The organism is Streptomyces sp. 11-1-2 (genome assembly GCF_003595545.1).
In the GTDB taxonomy this organism is placed as follows: domain Bacteria; phylum Actinomycetota; class Actinomycetes; order Streptomycetales; family Streptomycetaceae; genus Streptomyces; species Streptomyces hygroscopicus_B.
Genome location: NZ_CP022545.1, coordinates 7419720 through 7444042, shown reverse-complemented (window position 1 = coordinate 7444042; position 24323 = coordinate 7419720). Strand labels below are relative to the sequence as shown.

At 71.1% G+C, this 24323-nt stretch carries 25 protein-coding genes; 11 read left to right on the top strand and 14 right to left on the bottom strand.

All coding sequences use genetic code 11. From position 1 onward, the window contains the following. Positions 1–141 precede the first annotated feature (141 nt). From CGL27_RS32110 to CGL27_RS32095, 4 genes are all read left to right on the top strand, one after another. Positions 142–1080, top strand: a complete 939-nt coding sequence (locus CGL27_RS32110) for a cellulose-binding protein (protein ID WP_078643689.1) — start codon at positions 142–144, stop codon at positions 1078–1080. A gap of 415 nt (positions 1081–1495) precedes the next feature. Further along, entirely contained in the window at positions 1496–2440 is a 945-nt protein-coding gene (locus CGL27_RS32105) for a hypothetical protein (RefSeq protein ID WP_119991505.1), read from the top strand. An 82-nt stretch (positions 2441–2522) separates the two neighbouring features. Further along, complete coding sequence (locus CGL27_RS32100) at positions 2523–3773, top strand: ATP-binding cassette domain-containing protein (protein WP_119991504.1); 1251 nt, start codon at positions 2523–2525, stop codon at positions 3771–3773. After that, a complete protein-coding gene (locus CGL27_RS32095; RefSeq protein ID WP_205587779.1) occupies positions 3770–4804 on the top strand; it encodes an ABC transporter permease subunit in 1035 nt (344 codons plus the stop codon). Before CGL27_RS32100 ends, CGL27_RS32095 begins: the two co-directional genes overlap by 4 nt. A gap of 48 nt (positions 4805–4852) precedes the next feature. Here CGL27_RS32095 and CGL27_RS32090 read toward each other — a convergent pair whose 3' ends face one another. Next, positions 4853–5170, bottom strand: a complete 318-nt coding sequence (locus CGL27_RS32090; RefSeq protein ID WP_078643683.1) for an ATP/GTP-binding protein — start codon at positions 5168–5170, stop codon at positions 4853–4855. Positions 5171–5378: 208 nt separating this feature from the next. On the opposite strand from CGL27_RS32090, the gene CGL27_RS32085 reads away from it, so the two are divergent. Beyond that, the gene (locus tag CGL27_RS32085) at positions 5379–6419 is read left to right on the top strand and encodes an LLM class flavin-dependent oxidoreductase (protein ID WP_119991502.1); all 1041 of its coding nucleotides are present in this window, start codon (positions 5379–5381) and stop codon (positions 6417–6419) included. Between the two features lie 37 nt (positions 6420–6456). Here CGL27_RS32085 and CGL27_RS32080 read toward each other — a convergent pair whose 3' ends face one another. Next, complete coding sequence (locus CGL27_RS32080) at positions 6457–6849, bottom strand: SCO5389 family protein (protein ID WP_078643680.1); 393 nt, start codon at positions 6847–6849, stop codon at positions 6457–6459. A gap of 211 nt (positions 6850–7060) precedes the next feature. Between CGL27_RS32080 and nucS the strand changes: the two genes are divergently transcribed. Further along, positions 7061–7723: an endonuclease NucS gene (nucS, locus tag CGL27_RS32075; RefSeq protein WP_203348529.1), complete on the top strand. Its 663-nt coding sequence runs from the start codon at positions 7061–7063 to the stop codon at positions 7721–7723. Between the two features lie 165 nt (positions 7724–7888). On the opposite strand, the gene CGL27_RS32070 is transcribed toward nucS, so the two are convergent. The 4 genes from CGL27_RS32070 to CGL27_RS32055 all read right to left on the bottom strand — a co-directional run bounded on the left by CGL27_RS32070 (position 7889) and on the right by CGL27_RS32055 (position 12790). Beyond that, the gene (locus CGL27_RS32070; protein ID WP_119991501.1) at positions 7889–10513 is read right to left on the bottom strand and encodes an ATP-binding protein; all 2625 of its coding nucleotides are present in this window, start codon (positions 10511–10513) and stop codon (positions 7889–7891) included. Between the two features lie 210 nt (positions 10514–10723). Then, positions 10724–11047 (bottom strand): STAS domain-containing protein, encoded by a 324-nt coding sequence (locus CGL27_RS32065; protein WP_014054940.1) that lies wholly within the window; start codon positions 11045–11047, stop codon positions 10724–10726. A gap of 155 nt (positions 11048–11202) precedes the next feature. Beyond that, positions 11203–12051 (bottom strand): 3-hydroxyacyl-CoA dehydrogenase family protein, encoded by an 849-nt coding sequence (locus tag CGL27_RS32060; RefSeq protein WP_119994648.1) that lies wholly within the window; start codon positions 12049–12051, stop codon positions 11203–11205. Between the two features lie 97 nt (positions 12052–12148). Beyond that, positions 12149–12790, bottom strand: a complete 642-nt coding sequence (locus tag CGL27_RS32055; protein WP_119991500.1) for a TetR/AcrR family transcriptional regulator — start codon at positions 12788–12790, stop codon at positions 12149–12151. Positions 12791–12870: 80 nt separating this feature from the next. On the opposite strand from CGL27_RS32055, the gene CGL27_RS32050 reads away from it, so the two are divergent. From CGL27_RS32050 to CGL27_RS32040, 3 genes are read left to right on the top strand one after another with little or no spacing between them, the layout of a single operon-like run. Beyond that, a complete protein-coding gene (locus CGL27_RS32050; protein ID WP_119991499.1) occupies positions 12871–13653 on the top strand; it encodes an ATP-binding cassette domain-containing protein in 783 nt (260 codons plus the stop codon). A gap of 55 nt (positions 13654–13708) precedes the next feature. Next, the gene (locus CGL27_RS32045) at positions 13709–14464 is read left to right on the top strand and encodes an ABC transporter permease (protein ID WP_119991498.1); all 756 of its coding nucleotides are present in this window, start codon (positions 13709–13711) and stop codon (positions 14462–14464) included. Between the two features lie 23 nt (positions 14465–14487). After that, complete coding sequence (locus CGL27_RS32040) at positions 14488–15060, top strand: cob(I)yrinic acid a,c-diamide adenosyltransferase (RefSeq protein ID WP_119991497.1); 573 nt, start codon at positions 14488–14490, stop codon at positions 15058–15060. A 93-nt stretch (positions 15061–15153) separates the two neighbouring features. Here the strand turns inward: CGL27_RS32040 and CGL27_RS32035 are convergent, their stop codons facing one another. Then, the gene (locus tag CGL27_RS32035) at positions 15154–15705 is read right to left on the bottom strand and encodes a hypothetical protein (RefSeq protein ID WP_119994647.1); all 552 of its coding nucleotides are present in this window, start codon (positions 15703–15705) and stop codon (positions 15154–15156) included. A gap of 171 nt (positions 15706–15876) precedes the next feature. Between CGL27_RS32035 and CGL27_RS32030 the strand changes: the two genes are divergently transcribed. Both CGL27_RS32030 and CGL27_RS32025 read left to right on the top strand, forming a co-directional pair. Then, entirely contained in the window at positions 15877–17091 is a 1215-nt protein-coding gene (locus CGL27_RS32030) for a histidine kinase (RefSeq protein WP_162953109.1), read from the top strand. A 23-nt stretch (positions 17092–17114) separates the two neighbouring features. Continuing rightward, positions 17115–17804 (top strand): response regulator transcription factor, encoded by a 690-nt coding sequence (locus CGL27_RS32025; protein WP_078643669.1) that lies wholly within the window; start codon positions 17115–17117, stop codon positions 17802–17804. 38 nt (positions 17805–17842) lie between these two features. Here CGL27_RS32025 and CGL27_RS32020 read toward each other — a convergent pair whose 3' ends face one another. The 7 genes from CGL27_RS32020 to CGL27_RS31990 all read right to left on the bottom strand — a co-directional run bounded on the left by CGL27_RS32020 (position 17843) and on the right by CGL27_RS31990 (position 24303). Then, on the bottom strand, positions 17843–18292 hold the full coding sequence (locus CGL27_RS32020) for a DUF2550 domain-containing protein (RefSeq protein ID WP_078643668.1): 450 nt from the start codon (positions 18290–18292) through the stop codon (positions 17843–17845). Positions 18293–18410: 118 nt separating this feature from the next. Beyond that, positions 18411–18788, bottom strand: coding sequence for a F0F1 ATP synthase subunit epsilon (locus CGL27_RS32015; protein ID WP_014054930.1), 378 nt, complete (start codon positions 18786–18788; stop codon positions 18411–18413). 111 nt (positions 18789–18899) lie between these two features. Beyond that, positions 18900–20345, bottom strand: a complete 1446-nt coding sequence (gene atpD, locus CGL27_RS32010) for a F0F1 ATP synthase subunit beta (protein ID WP_119991496.1) — start codon at positions 20343–20345, stop codon at positions 18900–18902. 4 nt (positions 20346–20349) lie between these two features. Beyond that, entirely contained in the window at positions 20350–21264 is a 915-nt protein-coding gene (locus CGL27_RS32005) for a F0F1 ATP synthase subunit gamma (protein WP_078643665.1), read from the bottom strand. Positions 21265–21266: 2 nt separating this feature from the next. Further along, positions 21267–22838 carry a F0F1 ATP synthase subunit alpha gene (atpA, locus tag CGL27_RS32000; protein ID WP_119991495.1) on the bottom strand — a complete coding sequence of 524 codons (1572 nt, stop codon included), beginning with the start codon at positions 22836–22838 and terminating at the stop codon, positions 21267–21269. A gap of 89 nt (positions 22839–22927) precedes the next feature. Further along, positions 22928–23743, bottom strand: coding sequence for a F0F1 ATP synthase subunit delta (locus CGL27_RS31995; protein WP_119991494.1), 816 nt, complete (start codon positions 23741–23743; stop codon positions 22928–22930). After that, positions 23740–24303, bottom strand: a complete 564-nt coding sequence (locus CGL27_RS31990) for a F0F1 ATP synthase subunit B (RefSeq protein ID WP_014054925.1) — start codon at positions 24301–24303, stop codon at positions 23740–23742. The genes CGL27_RS31995 and CGL27_RS31990 overlap by 4 nt, the downstream gene beginning before the upstream one ends. Between the last annotated feature and the right edge of the window lie 20 nt (positions 24304–24323).

Here is a 24323-nt window from a genome sequence, read left to right as displayed (position 1 = left end):
ACGAGTGACGAGGTCTCCGTCTTACTGCCACTCAAAAGGCTGGACATTCTGCAGATCAAACAGACGTTGACTCGATGACACGCCGCTCGGACCCCTAGGATTCCCTCTATCACCTCACCGGTCTCTTTCGACAGGAACCCCATGAGCGACACTTCCTCCCCCTTCGGCTTCGAGCTCGTGCGGCGTGGGTACGACCGCGGTCAGGTGGACGACCGCATTTCCAAGCTCGTCGCCGACCGTGACAGTGCACTGGCCCGTATCACCTCTCTGGAAAAGCGCATCGAGGAGCTGCACCTCGAAACGCAGAACGCTCAGGCCCAGATCAACGATTCGGAGCCGTCCTACGCGGGGCTCGGCGCCCGGGTCGAGAAGATCCTTCGTCTCGCCGAGGAAGAGGCGAAGGATCTGCGCGAGGAGGCTCGGCGCGCCGCCGAACAGCACCGTGAGCTGGCCGAGTCGGCCGCCCAGCAGGTCCGCAACGACGCCGAGTCGTTCGCCGCCGAGCGCAAGGCGAAGGCCGAGGACGAGGGCGCGCGGATCGTCGAGAAGGCGAAGGGCGAGGCGACCACGCTGCGCCAGGAGGCGCAGAAGGACGCCCAGTCCAAGCGCGAGGAGGCGGACTCCCTCTTCGAGGAGACCCGCGCCAAGGCCGCGCAGGCCGCCGCCGACTTCGAGACCAACCTCGCCAAGCGCCGCGAGCAGTCCGAGCGCGACCTGGCCTCGCGTCAGGCCAAGGCCGAGAAGCGGCTCGCGGAGATCGAGCACCGCGCCGAGCAGCTCCGCCTCGAGGCCGAGAAGCTGCGCACCGACGCCGAGCGCCGCGCCCGCCAGACGGTGGAGACCGCGCAGCGCCAGGCCGAGGACATCGTGGCCGACGCCAACGCCAAGGCCGACCGGATCCGCAGCGAATCCGAGCGCGAGCTCGCGGCCCTCACCAACCGCCGCGACAGCATCAACGCCCAGCTGACCAACGTCCGCGAGATGCTGGCCACGCTGACCGGCGCGGCCGTGGCCGCGGCCGGTGCCCCGGGCGAGGACGAGGCGGCCACCCGCGGCGTCCCGGCCCAGCAGTCCCGGTGACCCTCGGTCCCAACGGAGCGTACGATGCCCCGCGCCGCCACGAGCGGCGCGGGGCACGCGCATGTCCGGGGCAGACGGCCCGAGTTCCGGCCGCGCCGCGCCCGACCCCGCCCACAACAAGCGAACGCCGCCCCACGGGCACCTGAACAACCGTGCGCCGCACCCGAGCCGGGGCCCCAAAGCCCCAACTCCCGGGCACGACACCCCAGCCCCGCCAGTGCCTGAGACAATCCAGCCCCTCCGGCGCATGGGGAAACCCAGCCCCTCCCGCACGTGAGGAAACCCAGCCCCTCCCGTACGTGAGGAAACCCAGCCCCTCCGGCGATTGAGGAGCGGGGTCCAGGGGCGGAGCCCCGGCCGGGGCCGGGCGGGGGCCCGGTTTCGGGAAGGGGCGGGGTGGGGGAGACACCCCTCCGTGACCGACCGCACCCTCCCCACCCTCGGCTTCGCCGACATCCCCGCCAAGCACCCCCTCACCTACCCCGGCCGCCCCATCACCCGCCCCACCCTCCTCACCGCAGGCGAACTGTGGGAGCTCACCCCCACACCAGGCGGCCGCCTCGGCGCCTGGACAGTCGACACAGGCCCCGGCGAAGGGCCGAAAGAGAACCCGGAGCCACTCGACACCCTCCTCACCACCCTCGGCCACCCCCCGACCCCCAACCGCCACCCCGTCATCGCGGTCGGCTCCAACGCCTCCCCCGCCCAGCTCCACCACAAGCTGTCCCGCCCCGGCCACCCGGCCACCGTCCCCATGGTCCCGGTCGACGTGCACGGCATCGCGGTCGGCTGCTCGGCCCACATCGGCCGGTACGGCTACGTGGCCTCCGCCCCGTACACCGCGCCGGGAGCCCGTACCCCCCTGGTCATCGGCTGGCTGGACGCCGAGCAACTGGCAGCCGTGGACGCGACCGAGTACCCCAACTACCGCCGCGTCCTGCTGCCCGGCACGGAGTACCCGATGGTGATGCCGTCCGGCGAGCGGCTCGGCGGCGCGTATCTCTACGTCGGCGAGCGCGGAGTGCTGATGTCCCCGGACGGCACCGAACGTCCCCTCCCCGGCGGCGGCGACCAGAGCGCCCTGCTCACCCGCCTGCTCGCCGGTTCGCCGCGGCTGCGCGAACTCCTCGGGCCCGACCCCGCCGCCTGGGTCGCCCGCGCGGGCGCCGACCCCGCCGTACGGAAGTCCGGCACCCGGATCTTCCAGGAGGAGGGCTGGGCACTCCCACAGCCCGACCTCCTCCGCTGCCCGGAGGACGACCACGACGGCCCCGGCGGGCCCACAGACCCCGACGGACCCGGAGGCCCCCGAAACCCCCGAGGCCCCAAGAGTTACGGTGCGCTCACATCTCCCGAATAGCGGGAACCGTCAACACCCCGGCTATCCTCCTAACCCTCACCGGGGGCGAGCACGCCCGACCCATGCTCATGAGGGGCGGAGAATGATCGAGGCAGTCGGTCTGACGAAGCGCTACGGCGCCAAGACGGCCGTGTACAACCTGTCCTTCCAGGTGCGGCCCGGCGCCGTCACCGGCTTCCTCGGGCCCAACGGGTCGGGCAAGTCCACCACGATGCGGATGATCCTGGGCCTCGACGAGCCCACCGCCGGCCATGTCACGGTCGGCGGCTACCCGTTCCGCAAGCTGCCCAACGCCCCCCGCCAGGTGGGCGCGCTCCTGGACGCCAAGGCGGTGCACGGCGGCCGCAGCGCACGTCACCATCTGCTCTGCCTGGCCCAGCTTTCCGGGATCCCGGCCCGCCGGGTCGACGAAGTGCTGGGCGTAGTGGGCCTGCAGAACGTGGCGCGCAAGCGCTCCAAGGGCTTCTCGCTCGGCATGGGGCAGCGTCTGGGCATCGCGGCCGCCCTCCTCGGCGACCCGCAGGTGCTGCTCTTCGACGAGCCGGTCAACGGCCTGGACCCCGAAGGCATCCTCTGGGTCCGCAACTTCATGAAGCAGCTGGCCTCCGAGGGCCGCACCGTCTTCGTCTCCAGCCATCTGATGAGCGAGATGGCGCTCACCGCCGACCATCTGATCGTGATCGGGCGCGGTCAGCTGCTCGCGGATATGAACGTCAAGGACTTCATCTCCTACAACTCGGCGGACTTCGCACGCGTCCGCACCCCCGAGGGCGACCCGGGGCAGCGCGAGAAGCTGACCGCCGCGCTGAGCGAGGCGGGCGGCCAGGTGCTCCCCGAGCAGGACGGCGCGCTGCGGGTGACCGGGCTGCCGCTGCCGCGCATCAGCGATCTGGCGCATGGGGCGGACGTCCGGCTGTGGGAGCTCTCCCCGCACCAGGCGTCACTGGAAGAGGCGTACATGCGGATGACGCAGGGCGCGGTGGACTACCGCTCGACCGTCGACGAGCGCGCCGCCCTGCAGCAGCAGGTCCCCGCCGCGGTGCCGCAGGGCGCGCCGTACGGCTATGCCCCGGGAGCCCCGGGAGCGCCGGGAGCGCCGATGGGCTTTCCGCCGGGGACGGTACTGCCGGGGTACGCCGAACCGCCGGCCCCGCCGCAGCCGCAGCCGCACGCTCCGGGCATGCCCATGCCCGGAGCCCCTGCCGCACCTCCCGCTCCGGCCGCCCCCGCGACGCCACCGCCGGCTCCCCCCGCTCCCCCGGCTCAGCCGCCCGCGGCGCCCCCCGCCCCCGCCGATCTGACCAAGAGCGACAACGAGGACGACGCCCGATGACGACCCCGTACCAGCACCAGTCCCAGGCGCCCGTCCCCCCGCAGGCCCCCCAGGGCCCTCCGCAGGGTCCTCCCCAGACCGCATCACAGATGCCACCGCGGGCCCCGCACCAGGCAACCCCGCACCAAACACCCCCGCACCAAGCGGCCCCGCACCAGGCAGCCCCCCACCACCCCGCGCCCCAGGCGTACCAGCAGCCGGTGCCGTCCGGGCCTCCGGCGCAGCCGTACGCCGGTATGGGCCCGTACACCTCGCCGATCCCGGTCCGACGTACCCACCTCGGCAACGCCCTCGCCTCCGAGTGGACCAAGATCAAGTCGGTGCGCTCCACGATCTGGACGCTCGGCGTCATGGTCGCGCTGGTGATCGGAATCGGACTCCTGGTGGCGGCGACCACGAACGACGCCGACTACGGCAGCGTGCCCACCACCCTCCCCGGGTTCTTCGGCACTCTGCTCGGCCAGTTGTGCGTCGTCACCCTCGGGGTGCTCGTGATCACCTCCGAGTACGGCACCGGAATGATCCGGACCACCCTCACCGCCTCCCCGCAGCGCTCTCGGGTGCTCACCGCCAAGGCGCTGGTCTTCTTCACTCTCTCGTTCACCACCACGACCGTCTCGCTCGCGCTGGTGGCCTACGCGAGCATGGGGATGCACGGCGGGCCGGATGTCCCGGAGCCGACGGGTGACGAGATCCTGGGCGCGACGGTCGGCGCGGGGCTCTATGTGTCGCTGCTGGGGCTGCTCTCGCTGGCCGTCGGAGCCATCCTGCGGCACTCCGCGGGGGCGATCACCACGATGCTCGGTGTGGTGCTGCTGCCGGCCATCCTCCCCGCGTTCCTGATGATGTCGGACAGCCTCCGCGACCTGGGAGAGAAGATGCTGGAGTACTCCTCCCCCCAGTCGCTGGCCTCCCTCTTCCGCCTCGACGAGAGCCTGAACAGCGGCTGGCCCCAGCTATCGGCGCTGGCCGTGGTCACGGCGGGGGCGATGATCGCCGCGTATGCGCTGCTGGAGAAGCGGGATGTGTAGCGCTCCGTAGCCCCTGCGGAGGTCAGGGCCCGGGTGCCAGGGCCCGAGTCAATATCGCGGTGCGTTACGGGACCGCTGGAGCTTGGCGCTCCGGCGGTCCCGTGCGCTCCAGCACGCCTTGTGCCAGTGGCGCCGGTCGTCCGCGCCCATATGCTGCTGCCAGGCGACCACATGCGCCACCCCCGGCGGAATCTCCTGGTCACAGCCCGGGCAGCGGTAGTGCTTGGCGGCGGCCCCGCCGCCGACCTGCCGGACCACCCACTCCTCGTCCTGCCAGGTCTCCATGCGATCGAGACCGTAGCGATTCGCACTCTCGTGGCCGACGGGCTGCTCGCCGCCTCGCGGGCGGTTTCGGCGTGGAGACACAGGGCACCTCGACAGAACTGTGACTAACGGGCTGTGACCAGCGTACGCGCTACGGTCACCGTCCTGGAAAGTCGTTGTCCACACCCACCCTCTGATCATCATGAAAAATTCATGCACGGCCGTGCCCTTGGCACGTGTCAGGCGTTAATGCCTACAAGGGGGGATGCCCGCGCCGGCGCATCAGCCGCGACAAGGAGGCAGGATCACGATGGATGTGGGGGCTTTCATCCTGGCCGCTCAATTCCCAGGCCAGGGGCAGGAGGAGGCGCTGCACCGGGCGGTGCGGTCGGCCGAGATCTCCGAGGAGGCGGGGCTGGACGCGGTCTGGGTCGCCGAGCACCACTTCGTTCCGTACGGCGTCTGCCCGTCCGCGGTCACCCTCGCCGCGCTGCTGCTGGGGCGTACCCGCCGGATCGGCGTCGGTACGGCGGTGAGCGTACTGCCGACCGCGCATCCCGTCGCGCTGGGTGAGCAGGCGGCACTGCTCCATCTCCTCTCCGGCGGCCGGTTCACGCTGGGCGTCGGCCGTGGCGGCCCCTGGGTGGACCTCGAGGTCTTCGGCTCGGGGCTGCGGGCGTACGAGCGGGGCTTCCCCGAATCACTCGATCTGCTGCTGCGCTGGCTGCGCGAGCCACGGGTGGGGGCGGACGGTGAGCGGTTCGCCTTCCGCGAGGTGGCGGTGGTGCCGCGCTCCGACGACGCCCTCGCCGGACCGGCGGCGGACGCCCCGCCGGTGCTCGTCGCCTGCACCTCGCCCGTCGGCGTGCGACTGGCCGCCGAGCGCGGGCTGCCCATGCTGCTCGGCATGCACTGCGGGGACGAGGAGAAGGCCGAGGTGATCGGCCTGTGGCGGAAGTCCGCGCTGGAGGCGGGCCGTTCACCGGAGGACGTCGAGGCGGTGGCGGCGCGCCATGTCTCGGCCGGGGTGGTGCAGATCGCGGACGACCGCCCCGCGGCGGCCGAGATCCTCACCAAGGCGATGCCCGGCTGGTTACGGCAGGGGCTCGAGGCGCATGTGACGGTCGACGGCCGGGAGCGGCGGATGCGCGACCCCGTGGCCTATGCGGAGCTGCTGTGCGAGCTGCATCCGGTGGGACCGCCGCGGCTGTGCGCCGACCGGCTGGCGGCGACCGCGGAGCGCACCGGGATCCACCGGTTCGCGCTGCTGGTCGAGGGGTCGGGCGACCTGGTCGCCACGGAGGAGAACGTACGACGGCTCGGTGGTGAGGTGCTGCCGCTCCTGCGCTGATGCACCTCCCCCTGGTGGAGCGGCAGCGGACATCCCGTCAGCAGTCGCGGAGTGTGGGTGACTGGTTGAGCAGCTGCCCCCGGACCGAGGTGAAGCGGGCGAGGCGTTCGTCGGCGGATACGTCCATCGGGAAGACGGCCACCCGGTGACAGTTCTGGAAGGCCAGCCGCACTCCGAAGTGGCGCTGCAGCGCGCCGCGTATCGCGTCACTGGCGAGTGCGCGAAGCAGTTGACCGCGTGCCTGCTCATTGGGCGGCGGCGTCTGGTTGTCGGCGAACTCCCCGCCGTCCACCTTCAACTGGGCCACCAGCGAGCTGATCATCTCCCATGCGTAGGGTAGGGAGTTCCGGACGCAGTCGACGAAAGCTGCTTCGTCGACCTCGCCTCGCTCGGCCTGTTCGAGCAGGGCCGGTGAGACGTCGAGCGACATGGGTTCTCCTCTCGCGACCCCGCGAGCGGGGTCTCAGGGATGGGAAGGGCGGACGGCGACGGAGCGTACCCGTCCGACGACCGCCCGCTTCAACGGTAATTCGGCCACTCCACCCGCACCAGGAGAATGGGCACACAACCAGCCATCCCCGAAGGGGTCCATCGACGGACGAATCGCGTCGGGCGGCGGTGGTCGAGTAGCGTTGCCGACCATGCGTCTCGTCATCGCCCGGTGCTCCGTGGACTACGCCGGCCGCCTCACCGCCCACCTCCCCTCGGCACCCCGCCTGATCCTCGTCAAGGCCGACGGAAGTGTGTCCATCCACGCGGACGACAGGGCCTACAAACCCCTCAACTGGATGTCTCCGCCGTGCACGCTGAAGGAAGGCGACGACGATGTGTGGACGGTCGTGAACAAAGCGGGCGAGAAGCTCATCATCACCATGGAGGAGGTCCTCCATGACTCCTCGCATGAGCTCGGCGTCGACCCCGGTCTGATCAAGGACGGGGTGGAGGCCCATCTGCAGGAGCTGCTCGCCGATCGTATCGAGACACTTGGCGATGGCTGGACGCTTATTCGGCGTGAATACCCCACTGCCATTGGACCCGTGGACATTCTCTGCCGCGACGCGGACGGGACGACGGTCGCCGTGGAGATCAAACGCCGTGGTGAGATCGACGGTGTCGAGCAGCTCACCCGCTATCTCGAACTCCTCAACCGGGACCCGCATCTCGCCCCGGTGAAGGGCATCTTCGCCGCCCAGGAGATCAAGCCCCAGGCCCGCGTCCTCGCCACGGACCGGAGCATCGGCTGCGTGGTGCTGGACTACGACGCGCTCCGGGGCATCGAGGACGACAAGCTCCGCCTGTTCTGACACGGGGCTGACGCCGGGCCGACACGGGGGCGCCGGGGCCGTCGGGCCCCGGCGCCCTTCCGTCGTACGGGCGCCATGGAGGCGACGAGATCACGCCACGGAGGCCGAGAGCCGCCTGGCGTGATCCGGCGCTCATCGCCCGCGCCCCCGTGCGGCGTTCCCCGGCTACGCGACCGGAGAGGCCGTGCCCGACGCCGTGTGGGTCGTGGGCGCGCTCGCCGTATTGGACGTGTCGCCCGTGGAGGTCGGCGTCGGGGCGGAGGTCGTGGGCGTCGGCTTGGTGGGCTCGCCGGTCGGGGTCGTCGGCTTGCCCGTCGGCGGCTTGGTCGTAGGCGGCTTGGTCGTCGGATCCGACGACGGCGGCGAGGGCGGCTGCTCGGTGCCGGAGGGCGAGCCACTGGTGGACGACGGGTCACTCGACGCCGTGGTGCCGCTGGGCGAGCCGCTGCTGCTCGGGGCGGTCGGGGAGGTGGACGCCTTGGGTGTTCCGCTGAGGCCGGGCTGGGGGGCCTGGCTGGTGCCGCGCGTGGGCTCGTCGGCGGTCAGACCCTTGTCGTCGTCCTGCTGAGAGGCCGACCGGTCCGGCTTGACCTTGTCGGAGGGGCTGTCGGAGTCGTCGCCCGAGGTGGCGCCCAGGGTCACGACGGTGCCGAGCACGGCCACCAGCAGCACGCCCGCGGACGCCGCGACCACATTGCGCCGGGCACCCTGCATCGCCAGCCGGCGCAGACCACGCGGCTCGCCGTCCGAGAGCCCGGCGGGGGCGGAAGGAGAGGCGGAGGCGAGGGCCGAGGGAGTGGCGGAGGCGGCCACCGTGGTCCGGGAGACGGCCGGGACCACCGCGGTCACCGCCTTGGTCGGGGCCGGGGTGCCCATGGCGGCCATCGGCGTCGTCGTGGCCGCCTTCGGGGTGACGATCGTGGTCTCGGTGTCGTCCGGCGCGGCGCCCGCAGCCGGGGGCGTCACGTCCTCGCCCTTACGGCTTCCGCCGCTCGCCCCGAACGCCCCGGCCATCGCCGAACCGGGCGAGCGGTCGGCGACCAGCGCCAGCGCGCGCCGGCCCGCGACCGTGCCCCGCTTGTCCGCGAGGACGCCCCGCAGCCCGATGGACGCCTCCAGCTCCGCGCGGGCCCGGTCCAGATGGCCGGTGCACAGTGCGAGGACGCCCAGCTCGTGGTGGAAGTACGCCTCGTCCGCGACTTGTCCCGCCAGCCGCGCGGCCTCCTGGCCGTGCCGCACCGCGCGCTCCCAGGCGCCCCAGTGCAGCGCCGCGGCGAAGGCGGGCGCGGCGGCGCGGGCGAGGAGCACGGCGGCGTCCGCGTGGCCCGCCTCGCGGCTGCCGATGAGCGCGGTCATCGCCGCGAGGATCGCGTCTGCCTCGGCGGCGACGCGCTCGGGGGCCACCGAGGGGTGCCCGGCCCACCAGGCGTAGTGCCCGGCGACGGCGTGGGCGCGCCCGGCGTCCGCGTCGGCGTAGCCCTCCTCCGCGAGCTGGGCGGTGACGCGCGCCGCCAGCCGGTGGTGCGCCCCGGCCGCGGTGACGAGGCCGCAGCCGAGCAGTTCGCCGAGGGCCGCGTCCGCGTGGGTGTCCGCGGACAGCGCGCGCAGATGCACCTGGTGCGGGCATTCGCCGCCGAGCGCGACCGCGAACCGCAGGGCGTCGTGGGCCGCCTCGCTCAGCCGTCCGGCGAGCAGCGCGGCGGGGGACGCCGCCTCGGCGATCGAGGGCAGCGGGACGTCATGGTCCCCGCCCGCCTCCCGCGCGGAGGGGTCGTCACGCAGGGCATCGCGCTGCCGCAGCAGCGCGCCCGCCTGGACGAAGCGCAGCGGCAGCCCCTCGGACTCGAACCACAGGTCCGCCGCCCAGCTCGCCTCGTCCTCCTCCAGGGGCCGTCGTGCGGCCCGCTCCAGCAGTTCGAGACCGGCCGTACGGCTGAGCCCGGAGAGGAAGACCTCTTCGAGGTGGGAGTCGGGGGACGGCGCCGGGACATCGGGGGTGGCGGAGATCAGGAACGCGCATTCGGGGGTCGCGTCGAGGAACTCGTCCAGCGCGGCGCCGCCGAAGTCGATGTCGTCGAGGACGACGACCGCACCGACCCCCTGGACCGCCTCCAGCAGCTCCGCGCGCTCGGGCCGGTACAGCGGGGCGCTGAAGACGGCGGCGTAGAGGTCGTGGAGAAGGTCGGCCGGGGTGCGGTGGTAGCCGGAGAGGCGTACGACACCGTCGGGCGCGAGCCGCTCGCAGTCGGCGGCGACGGCCTCCAGCAGGGTGCTGCGGCCCGAACCGGAGGGCCCGGTGACCCGCACCGAGCGGCCACGGGCGAGCAGCCGGGCGAGCCGCTCCCGCTCCTCGTCGCGCTCCAGCATCGGCAGGTCGGGCAGGACGGTGCCGGAGGGACGCGGCGCGGCGGCGGCGTGGCGCAGCTCGGCCCGCTCGTCGGGGCCATAGCGCTCGGGGCGGGCGGGGCGCTCTCGGGGCGGGCAGGGTTCTATCTCGCTGCCGTCGACGGGGTTGACCGTGAGCAGGTAGTCACCGGTGACGATGCGCGCGGTGCGGGCGGGAGGCCCAGAAGGATCGGAAGATGCCGAGGAGGCGGAGGAGGCCGAGGACCCGGGCGCCGGGCTGACCAGAGGGGGCGTCGGTACATCCCCCGGCAGCCCCGACGGCGCGGGCGGGCGCGATGGCGAACCGGCGCCGGAGGTGTCCGCGGCATGCGGCGCACCGGACGCCGCGCCCGGCCCGGACTCGTCCCAGCCGTGCTCCTGCGATCCGCGGTTCTTCGGGTCCATGGTCCTTGCCCCCCAGATGCGTGGCGTGCTGTAAGGCTCCCCGGCCTGCCTTCGCTTCTGGTCCGGTGCCGCCGTAGGGAATGTGTCCGGCATCCACCGAACCCCGGGCCGTATCACACGGCCTGGACCTGCTCACAGTATCCACCGCGCGGGAGGGGGCCCACGCCACCCCGGGTAACCCACCACCCCCGGATATCCGGCCCGCGCGGCTCACACTCGCGGCAGTGACTCCGCCTCCAGCCCGCCTTCGATCGCCAGGATGCGGTGCAGCCGGGTGGCCACCAGCAGCCGCTGCATCTGGGGCGGCACCCCGCGCAGCACCAGCCGTCTGCCCACCCGGCCCGCGCGGCGGTGCGCGCCCATGATCACCCCGAGCCCGGTGGCGTCCCAGGAGTCCAGTTCGGTCAGGTCGAGAACGAGATCCCCGCCGCCTGCGTCGACGGCGGTGTGCAGGGCCGTACGGGCGTCCGCCGCGCTCCGGACGTCCAGTCGGCCCCCGACGACCAGCTCGGCGTGGTCGCCCCTGATGTGCATATGCGCTCCCCTATACGGTGCGTCGTGTCGTCAATGCGCCATTTCTGTCTACAGAACTGACTGCCTCTCACACGCGGAAGTTGCCGTCTGTAAGCGAACCGATACCGAATTCACCCGGGAGGGTGAGTTCCGGGCCTGGCGCCGCACCAGGGCCCTCAGTAGCGGTAGAAGCCCTCGCCGCTCTTACGGCCGACGTCCCCCGCGTCGACCATCCGGCGCATGATCTCCGGCGGTGCGAACTTCTCGTCCTGCGACTCGGTGTAGATGTTGTCGGTGGCGTGCAGCAGAATGTCCACGCCGGTCAGGTCGGCCGTCGCGAGGGGTCCCATCGCATGGCCGAAGCCCAGCTTGCAGGCCGTGTCGATGTCCTCGGCCGTGGCGACCCCCGACTCGTACAGCTTCGCCGCTTCCACGACGAGTGCGGAGATCAGCCGGGTGGTGACGAAGCCCGCGACATCGCGGTTGACGACGATACAGGTCTTGCCGACACCCTCCGCGAACTCCCGTGCGGCGGCCAGGGTTTCGTCACTCGTCTTGTGGCCGCGGACCAGCTCGCACAGCCCCATCATCGGGACGGGCGAGAAGAAGTGGGTGCCGACGACCCGCTCCGGGTTCCGGGTGGCCGCGGCGATCTTGGTGATCGGGATGGCGGAGGTGTTCGAGGCCAGGATCGTGTCGTCCTTGACCAGTTCATCGAGGGTACGGAAGATCTCCCGCTTGACCTCGACCTTCTCGAAGACCGCCTCCACCACGACATCCGCGTCGGCGGCGGCGTCGAGGTCCGTCGTGGTGGTGATCCGGCCCAGCGCCCGCTCGGCCTCCTCCGCCGTCAGCTTGCCCTTGGAGACGAACTTCTCGTACGAGGCCCTGATGCCGTCGGTGCCGCGGCGCAGCGCCTCATCGGTCACATCGCGCAGCACCACGTCCCAGCCGGCCTGGGCCGAGACCTGCGCGATACCGGACCCCATGAGTCCGGCTCCGATGACCGCGAGCTTCTTGGCCACGACACACACCCCTCTGTTCCATCTGATCTGGTCAACAGTCCGATGTGCCGGACCTTAACGCCCGTTCACCCCTGCGGGCAGCCCCTCGTAACGCGCGTCACGGTGTGTTCTTCACCGCATAGTTGAGGACCGTGTCGCTCAGGAGCGACTCCATGACGTCGACATTGCGGAGGGCGTCCTCGGCGACCTCGTCCACGCCGCCGCCCTCCGCGAGCCCGCGGATGATGGAGCGCAGGACGGCGTTCTGCAACCCGATGAGCTGGTGCGCGATGAACTCGGGTGTCGGGTCCCGCGGGTCGGCGGCGGCCTCCTCGCGCAGGGTGGCGCCGAGCTGGTGGACCGTCCTGCCCTGGATGGCGAAGAGCCTGGCCATCAGCGTCGGGGACTCCACGATGACCCGACGGAACCGCTCATAGCCCTCGGTCAGCCCGACGTAGGGGTGCCGTTCACGGATGTCCTGGCGCAGTTGGTCCATCAGCGCCCGCGCCGCCGACCGTCCGCCCGCGCGCTCGCGTACGAGCCGGGAGGGGCGGTCGACGACCTCCTCCTCGCGGTCGACGAAGAGGTCCTCCTTGGCCGGGAAGTAGTTGTAGACCGTGTTGACGGAGACCTCGGCCGCCTCGGCGATCTCCGCGATCGTGACCGCGTCGAAGCCGCGCTCCATGAAGAGCCCGGTCGCGACGTCCGAGATGTGCTGCCTGGTCTGCCGCTTCTTCCGCTCCCTGAGTCCTTCCGCCATGGCCTCATCCTAGCTTTGCTGGGGCTGCTTGATTTTTGGGGTCGTTGCAAAATTAGTGAGACTCTGTTTCTCTGAGTCGCATGGCAGTCATCACGACGAACGGCCTCACCCGCACCTTCCGGACCAAGCGCGGCCCCGTGACCGCCGTGCGCGGTATCGACCTGACCGTCGAGCGCGGTGAGATCCTGGGCTTCCTCGGGCCCAACGGAGCGGGCAAGACCACCACGCTGCGCATGCTCACCACGCTGCTCCCGCCCACCGGCGGCAGCGCCACCGTCGCCGGGCGCGACCTCGCCCGCGATCCGGCCGGGGTGCGCCGGCGGATCGGATACGTGGCGCAGTCCGGCGGGGTCGATCCGACCGTCTCCGTACGGGAGGAACTGGTCACCCAGGGGCGGCTCTACCGGATGGCCAAGACCGAGGCGACCGCCCGCGCCGGGGAGCTGGCCCGGGACCTGGGCCTGACCGAGCTGCTGGACCGCCCCTGTGCCGCGCTCTCCGGCGGGCAGCGGCGGCGGCTGGACATCGCCCTCGGCCTGGTCCACCGGCCCGAGATCCTCTTCCTGGACGAGCCGACCACCGGCCTCGACCCCGGCAGCCGCGCCGATCTGTGGGAGCTGATCCGCGAGCTGCGCTCCGAGCACGGCATGACGGTCTTCCTGACCACCCACTACCTGGACGAGGCGGAGGCGCTGGCCGACCGTCTGGTCATCGTCGACCAGGGCCTGGTGGCCGCCGAGGGGACCGCGGAACGGCTCAAGGCCGGGCACGGCGGCTCACCGGACGCCACCCTCCAGGACGCCTTCATCGCCATCACCGGGCGCGGCACCGCTCCGCAGAAGCCCGCCCCGCTCGCCGTCTGACGCGCGGTCACCGAAGCACCCCAGCACCGCAAGCAGTCCCCCCAAGGAAGGCCCCATGCCCCCACTCATCGCCGACACGGCCCTGATATTCGGCCGCTACGCCCGCCAGACGCTGCGCTCCAAGCCCGCCCTGATCTTCGGGATGGTCCAGCCGCTGCTCTTCCTCGTCCTCTTCGGCCCGCTGCTCACCGATCTGCCGCTCGGCGGCCAGGCCGGCTCCTGGCAGACCATCGTCCCCGGAATCCTCGTCCAACTCGGGCTGTTCAGCGCCTCGTTCACCGGGATCGGGCTGATCCTCGAGCGGCGCACGGGCGTCATCGAGCGGATGCGGGTCACCCCGGTCAGCCGGCTGGCACTGCTCATGGGCCGGGTGCTCAAGGACGTCGCCCTGTTGCTGGTGCAGTCCCTGCTGCTGGTGTGCGTCGCCGTGGTGCTCGGGCTGCGCGCCCCGGTGCTGGGCGTGGCGATCGGCTTCGTCTTCGTCGGGGTGCTGACCGTCTCGCTCGCCTCGCTCTCCTACGCGCTGGCGATGCGGGTGGCGTCCCCGCAGGGGTTCGCGCCGGTCATCAACTCCATCACCATGCCCGCGATGCTGCTGTCCGGGATTCTGCTGCCGATGTCGCTCGGGCCCCGCTGGCTCGACATCGCCTCGCACTTCGTGCCGTTCCGCTATCTCGTGGACGGGGTGCGGGCCGCCTTCGCCGGCGAGTACGGGGACGGGAAGATCGCGCTGGCCTCGCTGGTGGCCTCCGCGCTCGCGGTCGTGGCCGTCACCCTCGGGGCACGGCTCTTCCGGCAGGCCGGGGCGTAGGGCCGCCGCGTAGGCTCGGGCCCATGGTCAATCTCACCCGCATCTATACGCGTACCGGGGACACGGGCACCACCGCCCTCGGCGATATGAGCCGCACCGCCAAGACCGATACGCGGATCGCCGCGTACGCCGACGCGAACGAGGCGAACGCCGCGATCGGAGTGGCCATCGCCGTGGGCCAGTTGCCCGCCGAGATCGTCAAGGTGCTGGTCCGCGTCCAGAACGACCTGTTCGACGTGGGCGCGGATCTGTGCACCCCCGTGGTGGAGAACCCGGAACACCCTCCGCTCCGCGTCGAGCAGAGCTATATCGACAAGCTGGAGGCGGACTGCGACGCATTCCTGGAGGGTCTGGAGAAGCTGCGCAGCTTCATCCTCCCGGGCGGCACCCCGGGGGCCGCGCTGCTGCACCAGGCGTGCACGGTGGCGCGCCGCGCCGAGCGCTCCACCTGGGCGGCGCTCGCCGAGCACGGGGAGTCGATGAACGCGCTCACCGCCACCTATCTCAACCGGCTCTCCGACCTGCTGTTCATCCTGGCCCGCGCGGCCAACAAGGAGGTCGGCGACGTCCTGTGGGTCCCGGGCGAGAACCGCTGAAACCCCCGGTCCCGTCAGCCCCGGCGCTACGCGGATGCGCGGCCGGGGCCGACGGGGCGGGGGCGGGGCTCGGTGACCTGCCCGCTACGGGGGTTAGCGGGCAGAGGAAGCCGAGCGCTCCCGCTTCGGAAAGAGTGTGTAGCTGAGCGCGATGAGCACGTTGATGCCGATCAGGAACAGCATCTTGGTCTGCCAGTCACGCAGCGAGCCGATCTCGCCGTCGTCGCCGACGTACCAGATCGCGCCCTGGAGCAGAGCGATGGCGATGACCGCCGCCAGCACCCAGCGGCCGGCCGTCTTCCACTCGTGAAGCGTCTTCGCCGCGCCGTACTTGGCCGGCTTGACCGGCGGCGGACCGCCGAAGAAGCGGTGGGCCACCCGGGCGTCGACCCATTTGATCGTCGAATGGCCGAGTGCGGCCGAGTATCCGATGTAGACCGCGGCGAGGCCGTGCTTCCAGTCCGGTTCGGCGCCGTTCCGCAGGTCGATCACGGTCGTCACGAACAGCACCAGCTCCAGCAGCGGCTCGCACAGCAGCACCACGGTGCTGGCCTTCGGCATCTTCGCCACGTACCGCAGCAGGAGCCCGATGGCCAGCAGCACCCAGAAGCCGACCTCACAGGCGATGATCAACGCGACAACCACGATGTTTCCTCTCTCGCTCTGTCCTTGGCCCCACTCTCTCCCGGCGATCAGGGCGCCCGCGTCGTCGGCGGCGATGAAACCCGGCTGCATCCTTCGATGTACGCCGCCGGGCGTCGGGCCCGGACCCAGGGGGGAGGCCCACCCCGCGCGCCACATGGTGTGATGGGTGCCATGCCGTCCCGTCCCCATCTCCCACGCCCACACCGGCATGACGTCCTGATCGGTCTTGGCGGACTGCTCGGCGGGATCCTGATGTGGGCGCTGGGGATGCACAACACTCCGTCGTACTACGGCATGCCCCGATGGCTGGGGCTGGTCGCGCTGTTCGTGATGTCCGCGGCCGAACTGTTGCGGCGCTCCAAGCCCCTCATCGGCCTGGGCGTGGGGACCGCCGCGCTCGCCGTCGACGTCCTCAGCGGCGGGCTGGCCACGACCATGCTGATGTACACCGACCTGATCTACGCGGCCGTCTTGCACTCCGGGCCCGTCGCCGCCCGGCGCATCCCCCGGATCTGCTGGCTGCTCTCCGGGCTGGCGACCGTGGTGCCGCTGGCCGTCTACAACGACCCCCTGGCGCTGCTGTCCGGAGCCTTCGTCGCACTCCTCACCGTCACCCCGGCGTGGACCGGGTCGGTGGTCCGCAACCATCGCGAAGAGGCCCAGGCCGCCCGTCTGGAGGCCGAACGCGTCGCCCTGCTGGCCGAGTTGGACCGGCGGGAGGCGGTCGCCTCCGAGCGCTCCCGGATGGCGCGCGAACTCCACGACATGGTGGCGAACCACCTGTCGGCCATCGCCATCCACTCCAGCGCCGCGCTCTCCCTGAAGGACCCCGCCGCGACCGACGAGGCGCTCGGCGTCATCCGGGAGAACAGCGTGCGGGGCCTGGCCGAGATGCGCCGGCTGATCGGGCTGCTGCGGGACCCCGGGGAGACCTCGGAACCGGCCGCCACCTCCACGCTCGACGGACTCGACACCCTGCTGGAGCAGGCCCGCACCAACGGCCGCCCCGGCGGGCAGGACATCGTCCTGTGCGATGAGCGGCCGGCTGGCGCCGACCCGCTGCCCGCCCCGGTCGAGCTCGCCGCGTACCGCATCGTCCAGGAATCGCTCACCAACGCCCTCAAGCACGCCGCACCCGGCCGGGTGGACGTGACGCTGGCGCACCGCGCGGACGGCCCGCTCGAAGTCAGCGTCATCAGCCCCTACGGCGAGCGCTCGGGCCCCCGGGCACCCGGCTCCGGCACCGGGCTGATCGGGATGCGCGAGCGGGTGAACCTGCTCGGCGGCAACCTCGACGCCGGACCCGTCGCCGGGCCCGAGGGCTCGGTGTGGCAGGTGCGGGCCACGCTGCCGCTGGGTGACGAGAGCGCTCAGAGTGTGCCATGACCCTTCGACGACCAGGAGCCGCCGTGACCCCGCCCGCCCCGCCCTCAGGTACCGCGTCCGAGCCGATCAGGGTTCTGGTCGCCGAGGACCAGAGCGCGGTCCGTTCCGGGCTGGTGCTGATCTTGCGGTCCGCCCCCGATGTCGAGGTGGTCGGCGAGGCGGTCGACGGCCTCCAGGCAGTGGAGATGGCCCGGGCGCTGCGCCCCGATGTGGTGCTGATGGACGTCCAGATGCCACGGCTGGACGGGGTGTCGGCCACCCGCCAGGTGGTCGCCGAACAGCTTGCCGATGTGCTGGTGCTCACCACGTTCGACCTCGACGAGTACGTCTTCGGGGCGCTGCGCGCGGGCGCCTCCGGATTCCTGCTCAAGGACAGCGAGGCGGCCGATCTGATCGAGGCGGTCCGTACGGTGGGGCGCGGCGAGGGGATGATCGCCACGGCGGTGACCCGCCGCCTGATCGCGGAGTTCGCCCGCCCCCAGGCCGCCCGCTCCCCCACCGCGCCCAGCCCCGCGGCGCTCGCCTCGCTCACCCCGCGGGAGCGGGAGGTGCTGGCCTGTCTCGGTCAGGGGCTGTCGAACGCGCAGATCGCGGCGCGGCTCAGCATGGCGGAGGCAACGGTGAAGACGCATGTCAGCCGGCTGCTGAACAAGCTGGAGCTGCGCAGCCGGGTCCAGGCCGCGGTACTGGCCCAGGAACTGGGCGTGCGCTAGCGCAGGGGATGACGTGGGTGCCGCGGGCGACGAGGTGGCTAGGCCACGTTGACGCGCTGGCCGGGGGGCGCGGCCTCCAGCCAGGCCAGGAAGCCGGTCAGGGCGTCCTCGCTCATGGCCAGCTCCAGCCGGGTGCCGCCGTGCCGACAGGCGAGCACCACCGCGTCGGAGAGCAGCGCCAGCTCCTCCTCGCCCTTGGGGGTGCGCCGCTCCAGCACCTCGATCGAGGCGCGCTCCAGCACCCGCCGGGGCCTGGGCGCGTAGGAGAAGACCCGGAACCACTCGATGCGGTCACCGTTGTAGCGGGCGACTCCGTACACCCAGCCCTTGCCGCTGGTCTCGGATTCGCTTGCGGGTGGGTCCCAGCGCAGGGAACAGTCGAAGGTTCCGCCGGACCGCTGGATCAGCCGCCTCCGGAGACCGAAGACGAAGAGTCCCACCACCACCAGCGCGACGACCACGCCGCCCACAAGCAGAGCGAGGACCATCTTCACCGACCTCCTCGCGTCATCCGGAAAAACCGCACCTGCATCGCCTCAGCCGCGGACCGCTGAAAGGGCTCCAGCGAGGTCCGCGGCTGAGGTTTTCCGACCGTACGTGACAGGCTCAGTGCGCTCCCGCCACCGCACGCAGCCGGACGTCGGCGCGCCGCTCGGCGGCGGCGTCCGCCGCCGACTTGGCACGCTCCAGCGCCCGCTCCGCGCGCTTGACATCGATCTCGTCGGACAGCTCCGCGACCTCGGCCAGCAGTGAGAGCTTGTCGTCCGCGAACGAGATGAACCCACCGTGCACCGCGGTCACGACCGTCCCGCCGTCGACCGAACGGATGGTCACCGGGCCGGACTCCAGCACACCGAGCAGCGGCTGGTGGCCGGGCATGACGCCGATGTCACCCGATGTGGTGCGCGCGATGACCAAGGTGGCCGCGCCGGACCAGACACTACGGTCCGCCGCGACCAGCTCGACGTGCAGCTCAGCAGCCAACGTGGCTCCTCGGGTCTCTCCCTGCCGGGTCGGGCAGGGCTTTCGTCAAAGAATAACGGGCGTACGGAGAGGGGTGGGACCGGGCCCACCCCTCCCGCGGAGCTACGGGGCTCAGGAGACGCCCAGCTCCTTGGCCTTGGCCTTGAGGTCGTCCAGGCCACCGCACATGAAGAACGCCTGCTCGGGGAAGTGGTCGAACTCACCATCGGCGATCGCGTTGAACGCGGCGATGGACTCGTCCAGCGGCACATCCGATCCGTCGAGGCCGGTGAACTGCTTCGCCGCGTGGGTGTTCTGCGACAGGAAGCGCTCGATACGGCGGGCGCGGAAGACGGTGAGCTTGTCCTCCTCGCCGAGCTCGTCGATGCCCAGGATGTTGATGATGTCCTGGAGGTCCTTGTACTTCTGCAGGATCGACTTCACGCGCGAGGCGCAGTCGTAGTGGTCCTGCGAGATGTAGCGCGGGTCCAGGATCCGGGACGTCGAGTCCAGCGGGTCCACCGCCGGGTAGATGCCCTTCTCCGAGATCGGCCGGGAGAGCGTCGTCGTCGCGTCGAGGTGCGCGAAGACGTTCGCCGGGGCCGGGTCGGTCAGGTCGTCCGCGGGGACGTAGATCGCCTGCATCGAGGTGATCGAGTGGCCACGGGTCGAGGTGATGCGCTCCTGGAGAAGGCCCATCTCGTCGGCCAGGTTCGGCTGGTAGCCCACCGCGGAGGGCATCCGGCCGAGCAGGGTCGAGACCTCGGAACCGGCCTGGGTGAAGCGGAAGATGTTGTCAACGAAGAACAGCACGTCCTGCTTCTGCACATCGCGGAAGTACTCCGCCATGGTCAGACCGGCCAGGGCGACCCGCAGACGGGTGCCCGGGGGCTCGTCCATCTGGCCGAAGACCAGCGCGGTCTGCGGGAGCACGCCGGACTCGGCCATCTCCTCGATCAGGTCGTTGCCCTCACGGGTGCGCTCGCCGACACCGGCGAACACGGAAACGCCCTCGTGCAGCTTGGCCACACGCATGATCATTTCCTGGATGAGGACGGTCTTGCCGACGCCCGCGCCGCCGAACAGGCCGATCTTGCCGCCCTTGACGTACGGGGTCAGCAGGTCGACGACCTTCAGGCCGGTCTCGAACATCTCGGTCTTGGACTCGAGCTGGTCGAAGGCCGGGGCCTTCCGGTGGATGGACCAGCGCTCGGTGACCTCGGACTCGGCCTCGGGCTCGTTGAGGATCTGGCCGAGGGTGTTGAACACCCGGCCCTTGGTGACGTCGCCGACGGGCACGGTGATGCCGGCGCCGGTGTCGGTCACGGCGGCCTGGCGGACCAGGCCGTCGGTGGGCTGCATGGAGATGGAGCGCACCAGGCCCTCGCCGAGGTGCTGCGCGACCTCGAGGGTCAGGGTCTTCTTCGCCCCGTCCTGGGCCGGGTCGGCAACCTCGACGGTCAGCGCGTTGTAGATCTCCGGCATCGCGTCGACGGGGAACTCCACGTCGACGACCGGGCCGATGACCCGCGCGACGCGGCCGGCGGCCACAGCGGTTGGCTCAACAGTGGTGGTCATAGTGTCAGTCACTCCCCGCAGAGGCGTCGGCCAGAGCGCTCGCGCCACCGACGATCTCGCTGATTTCCTGGGTGATGTCGGCCTGGCGGGCCGCGTTGGCAAGCCGCGTGAGCGACTTGATGAGTTCATCGGCATTGTCGGTCGCCGACTTCATCGCCCGCCGGGTCGCCGCGTGCTTGGAGGCGGCGGCCTGGAGCAGAGCGTTGTAGATACGGGCCTCGACGTACCGGGGCAGCAGGGCGTCCAGGACGTCCTCGGACGACGGCTCGAAGTCGAAGAGCGGGAGGATCTCGCCCTTCTTCTCCTGCTCCTCCGCCTTCTCCGCGAGGCTGAGCGGCAGCAGCCGGTCCTGGACCGGGGTCTGCGTCAGCATCGAGACGAACTCGGTGAAGACGATGTGCAGCTCGTCCACGCCGCCCTCGGCCGTGTCCTTGAGAACGGCCTCGATCAGCGGGCCCGCGATCTTCTTGGCGTCCGCGTAGGTGGGGTTGTCGGTGAAGCCGCCCCACGACTCCGTGACCTTGCGCTCACGGAAGGAGTAGTACGCCACGCCCTTGCGGCCGACGATGTACGCGTCGACCTCCTTGCCCTCACGGGTGAGCCGCTCGGTGAGCTCCTCGGCCGCCTTGATCACGTTGGAGGAGTAGCCGCCCGCCAGACCCCGGTCGCTCGTGATGAGCAGCACCGCGGCGCGGGTCGGGTTCTCGCTCTCCGTGGTCAGCGCGTGCTGGGTGGTGGAACCCTTGGCGACCGCGCCCACCGCCCGGGTGAGCTCGGTGGCATACGGAGCCGACGCGGCCACCCGGCGCTGCGCCTTGACGACGCGCGAGGCGGCGATCATCTCCATCGCCTTGGTGATCTTCTTGGTCGCGGAGACGGACTTGATCCGCCTCTTGTAGACCTTGGCCTGGGCACCCATACTCAGCCCTCGCCCAGCAGCTTGCCGTCCGAGGTCTCGAACTGCTTCTTGAAGCTGTCGACGGCCTCGCCCAACGCCGCGATCGTGTCGTCGGACATCTTGCCGCCCTCGACGATGCTGGTCAGCAGCCCCTTGTGCTCACGGTGCAGGTAGTCCAGCAGCTCACGCTCGAAGCGGCGGACGTCCTGGACCGGGACATCGTCCATCTTGCCGTTGGTGCCGGACCAGATGGAGACGATCTCGTCCTCGGTGGAGTATGGGGCGTACTGGCCCTGCTTCAGCAGCTCGACCATGCGCGCACCGCGCTCCAGCGACGCCTTGGAGGCCGCGTCCAGGTCCGAGCCGAAGGCTGCGAACGCCTCCAGCTCGCGGTACTGGGCGAGGTCCACCCGGAGGCGGCCGGACACCTGCCGCATGGCCCGGTGCTGGGCGGAGCCACCGACACGGGAGACCGAGATACCGACGTTCAGCGCCGGCCGCTGGTTGGCGTTGAACAGGTCCGACTCGAGGAAGCACTGGCCGTCGGTGATGGAGATGACGTTGGTCGGAATGAACGCCGACACGTCGTTCGCCTTGGTCTCGACGATCGGCAGACCGGTCATCGAACCGGAGCCCATCTCGTCGGAGAGCTTGGCGCAGCGCTCCAGCAGCCGGGAGTGCAGGTAGAAGACGTCGCCCGGGTAGGCCTCACGGCCCGGCGGACGGCGCAGCAGCAGCGAGACGGCGCGGTAGGCGTCGGCCTGCTTGGACAGGTCGTCGAAGACGATCAGAACGTGCTTGCCCTGGTACATCCAGTGCTGGCCGATGGCCGAGCCCGTGTAGGGAGCGAGGTACTTGAAGCCCGCCGGGTCGGACGCCGGGGCGGCGACGATGGTGGTGTACTCCAGGGCACCGGCCTCCTCCAGCGCGCCACGCACGGACGCGATGGTGGAGCCCTTCTGGCCGATGGCGACGTAGATGCAGCGGACCTGCTTCTTCGGGTCACCGGAGCGCCAGTTGTCGCGCTGGTTGATGATCGTGTCGACGCACAGCGCGGTCTTGCCGGTCTGCCGGTCGCCGATGATCAGCTGGCGCTGGCCGCGGCCGATCGGGGTCATCGCGTCGACGGCCTTGTAGCCGGTCTCCATCGGCTCGTGCACCGACTTGCGGTCCATGACCGTGGGGGCCTGCAGCTCGAGGGCTCGGCGGCCCTCGGTCTCGATCTCGCCGAGGCCGTCGATCGGGGCACCCAGCGGGTCGACGACGCGGCCGAGGTAGCCCTCGCCGACGGCGACCGAAAGGACCTCGCCGGTGCGGTGCACCTGCTGGCCCTCCTCGATACCGCTGAACTCTCCGAGGACGACCGCACCGATCTCGCGCTCCTCGAGGTTGAGGGCGAGGCCGAGGGTGCCGTCCTCGAACTTCAGCAGCTCGTTCGCCATGGCCGAGGGAAGACCCTCGACCCTCGCGATGCCGTCGCCGGCAACGCTGACCGTACCGACCTCCTCGCGCGAGGCCGCGTCCGGCTGGTACGCCTGGACAAAGTTCTCCAGCGCGTCCCGGATCTCCTCCGGCCGGATCGTGAGCTCCGCCATCTGGGTTCCCTGCTCTCCTTGTTGGGCCCGAAGTATCTGACTACGGCCCAACTCGGGCCGCTTACATGCTTGTTGAGTTGGTGGCTGTGTCAGCCGGCCATCCGCCGGGTCGCCTCGTCGAGGCGGTCCGCGATGGTCCCGTTGATGACCTCGTCGCCAATGCGCACCGAGATCCCGCCGAGGACCCCCGGGTCCACGTCGAGATTGAGGTGCATCTTCCGTCCGTACAGCTTCCCCAGTGCCTCACCGAGCCGCTGCTTCTGCCGGTCGCTGAGCGGCACCGCGGAGGTGACGACCGCGACCGTACGGTCCCGGCGCTCCGCCGCCAGCTTGGACAGCTCGTCGAGACCCGCCTCCAGGCTACGACCCCGCGGGTGGGTCACCAGACGGATCACCAGCCGCTCGGTCACCTGGTCGGCCCGGCCGCCGAGCAGCTCGCGGACCAGCCCGGCCTTGGCCGAGACGCTCGCGCGCCGGTCGGTGAGCGCACCCCGGAGCTCGGGCGAGGAGGAGACGATCCGGCCGAACCGGAACAGCTCGTCCTCGACGTTGTCGAGGGCACCCGTCCGCTCGGCCGCCACCAGGTCGGCGGCGCTGGCGAGCTGCTCCAGCGAGTCCACCAGGTCGCGCGAGCGCGACCAGCGGGACCGGACCAGGCCGGAGACCAGGTCGATGGACTCGCCGCCGACCTGTCCGCCCAGCACCCGCGCGGCCAGCTCGGCCTTGGCCTCGCCGGGCTGCGCCGGGTCGGTGAGGACCCGGCGCAGCGAGACCTCGCGGTCGAGCAGCGCGGTGACGGCGGCCAGCTCCTCGGCGAGCTTCGACGCGTCGACGGCGGTGTTGTCCGTCAGGGCGTCGAAGCGCTCGCGCGCGGCTGCCAGTGCCTCCCGGCTCGCTCCGTTCATCGGCCGGCCTCGGCCTTCGAGCCGTCGTTCGTCTTGGCCTCGAGCTCGTCGAGGAACCGGTCGATGGTGCGGCTCTGCCGGGCCACGTCCTCGAGCGACTCGCCGACGATCCGGCCGGCCAGGTCGGTGGCGAGCCTGCCCACGTCCTGGCGCAGGGTCTGAGCGGCCTGCTTCCGATCGGCCTCGATCTGAGCGTGACCGGCCGCGATGACCTCTTCACGCTGCCGCTGGCCCTCCGCGCGCATCTCGGCGATGAGCGCGGCGCCCTGCTCCTGCGCCTCCTGGCGCAGTCGCGCGGCCTCGTGGCGGGCGTCAGCGAGCTGGGCTCGGTAGTCCTCGAGGACCTGCTGGGCTTCGGCCTGAGTGGCCTCGGCCTTCTCCATGCCGCCTTCGATCGCCTCGCGGCGCTCCTCCAGAACCCGGTTGATGTTCGGGAGGAGCTTCTTGGCGAGGAAGAAGAAGACGATGGCAAAGGCGATCAGGCCGATGACCAGCTCCGGGATCGGCGGGATGAGGGGGTTCTCACTCTCCTCAGCCGCCACCTGTACCAGGGCGTTCACATCAGTGCCTTCCGTCTGTC

Excerpts from the sequence above, each read along its gene's own strand:
- atpA (WP_119991495.1), bottom strand. The coding sequence starts at position 22,838 with ATGGCGGAGCTCACGATCCGGCCGGAGGAGATCCGGGACGCGCTGGAG.
- CGL27_RS32110 (WP_078643689.1), top strand. The coding sequence starts at position 142 with ATGAGCGACACTTCCTCCCCCTTCGGCTTCGAGCTCGTGCGGCGTGGG.
- CGL27_RS32065 (WP_014054940.1), bottom strand. The coding sequence starts at position 11,047 with ATGCACATCAGGGGCGACCACGCCGAGCTGGTCGTCGGGGGCCGACTG.
- CGL27_RS32085 (WP_119991502.1), top strand. The coding sequence starts at position 5,379 with ATGGATGTGGGGGCTTTCATCCTGGCCGCTCAATTCCCAGGCCAGGGG.
- CGL27_RS31995 (WP_119991494.1), bottom strand. The coding sequence starts at position 23,743 with ATGAACGGAGCGAGCCGGGAGGCACTGGCAGCCGCGCGCGAGCGCTTC.
- atpD (WP_119991496.1), bottom strand. The coding sequence starts at position 20,345 with ATGACCACCACTGTTGAGCCAACCGCTGTGGCCGCCGGCCGCGTCGCG.
- CGL27_RS32050 (WP_119991499.1), top strand. The coding sequence starts at position 12,871 with ATGGCAGTCATCACGACGAACGGCCTCACCCGCACCTTCCGGACCAAG.
- CGL27_RS32080 (WP_078643680.1), bottom strand. The coding sequence starts at position 6,849 with ATGTCGCTCGACGTCTCACCGGCCCTGCTCGAACAGGCCGAGCGAGGC.
- CGL27_RS32100 (WP_119991504.1), top strand. The coding sequence starts at position 2,523 with ATGATCGAGGCAGTCGGTCTGACGAAGCGCTACGGCGCCAAGACGGCC.
- CGL27_RS32055 (WP_119991500.1), bottom strand. The coding sequence starts at position 12,790 with ATGGCGGAAGGACTCAGGGAGCGGAAGAAGCGGCAGACCAGGCAGCAC.
- CGL27_RS32040 (WP_119991497.1), top strand. The coding sequence starts at position 14,488 with ATGGTCAATCTCACCCGCATCTATACGCGTACCGGGGACACGGGCACC.
- CGL27_RS32005 (WP_078643665.1), bottom strand. The coding sequence starts at position 21,264 with ATGGGTGCCCAGGCCAAGGTCTACAAGAGGCGGATCAAGTCCGTCTCC.
- CGL27_RS32045 (WP_119991498.1), top strand. The coding sequence starts at position 13,709 with ATGCCCCCACTCATCGCCGACACGGCCCTGATATTCGGCCGCTACGCC.
- CGL27_RS32030 (WP_162953109.1), top strand. The coding sequence starts at position 15,877 with ATGCCGTCCCGTCCCCATCTCCCACGCCCACACCGGCATGACGTCCTG.
- nucS (WP_203348529.1), top strand. The coding sequence starts at position 7,061 with ATGCGTCTCGTCATCGCCCGGTGCTCCGTGGACTACGCCGGCCGCCTC.
- CGL27_RS32070 (WP_119991501.1), bottom strand. The coding sequence starts at position 10,513 with ATGGACCCGAAGAACCGCGGATCGCAGGAGCACGGCTGGGACGAGTCC.
- CGL27_RS32095 (WP_205587779.1), top strand. The coding sequence starts at position 3,770 with ATGACGACCCCGTACCAGCACCAGTCCCAGGCGCCCGTCCCCCCGCAG.
- CGL27_RS32020 (WP_078643668.1), bottom strand. The coding sequence starts at position 18,292 with ATGGTCCTCGCTCTGCTTGTGGGCGGCGTGGTCGTCGCGCTGGTGGTG.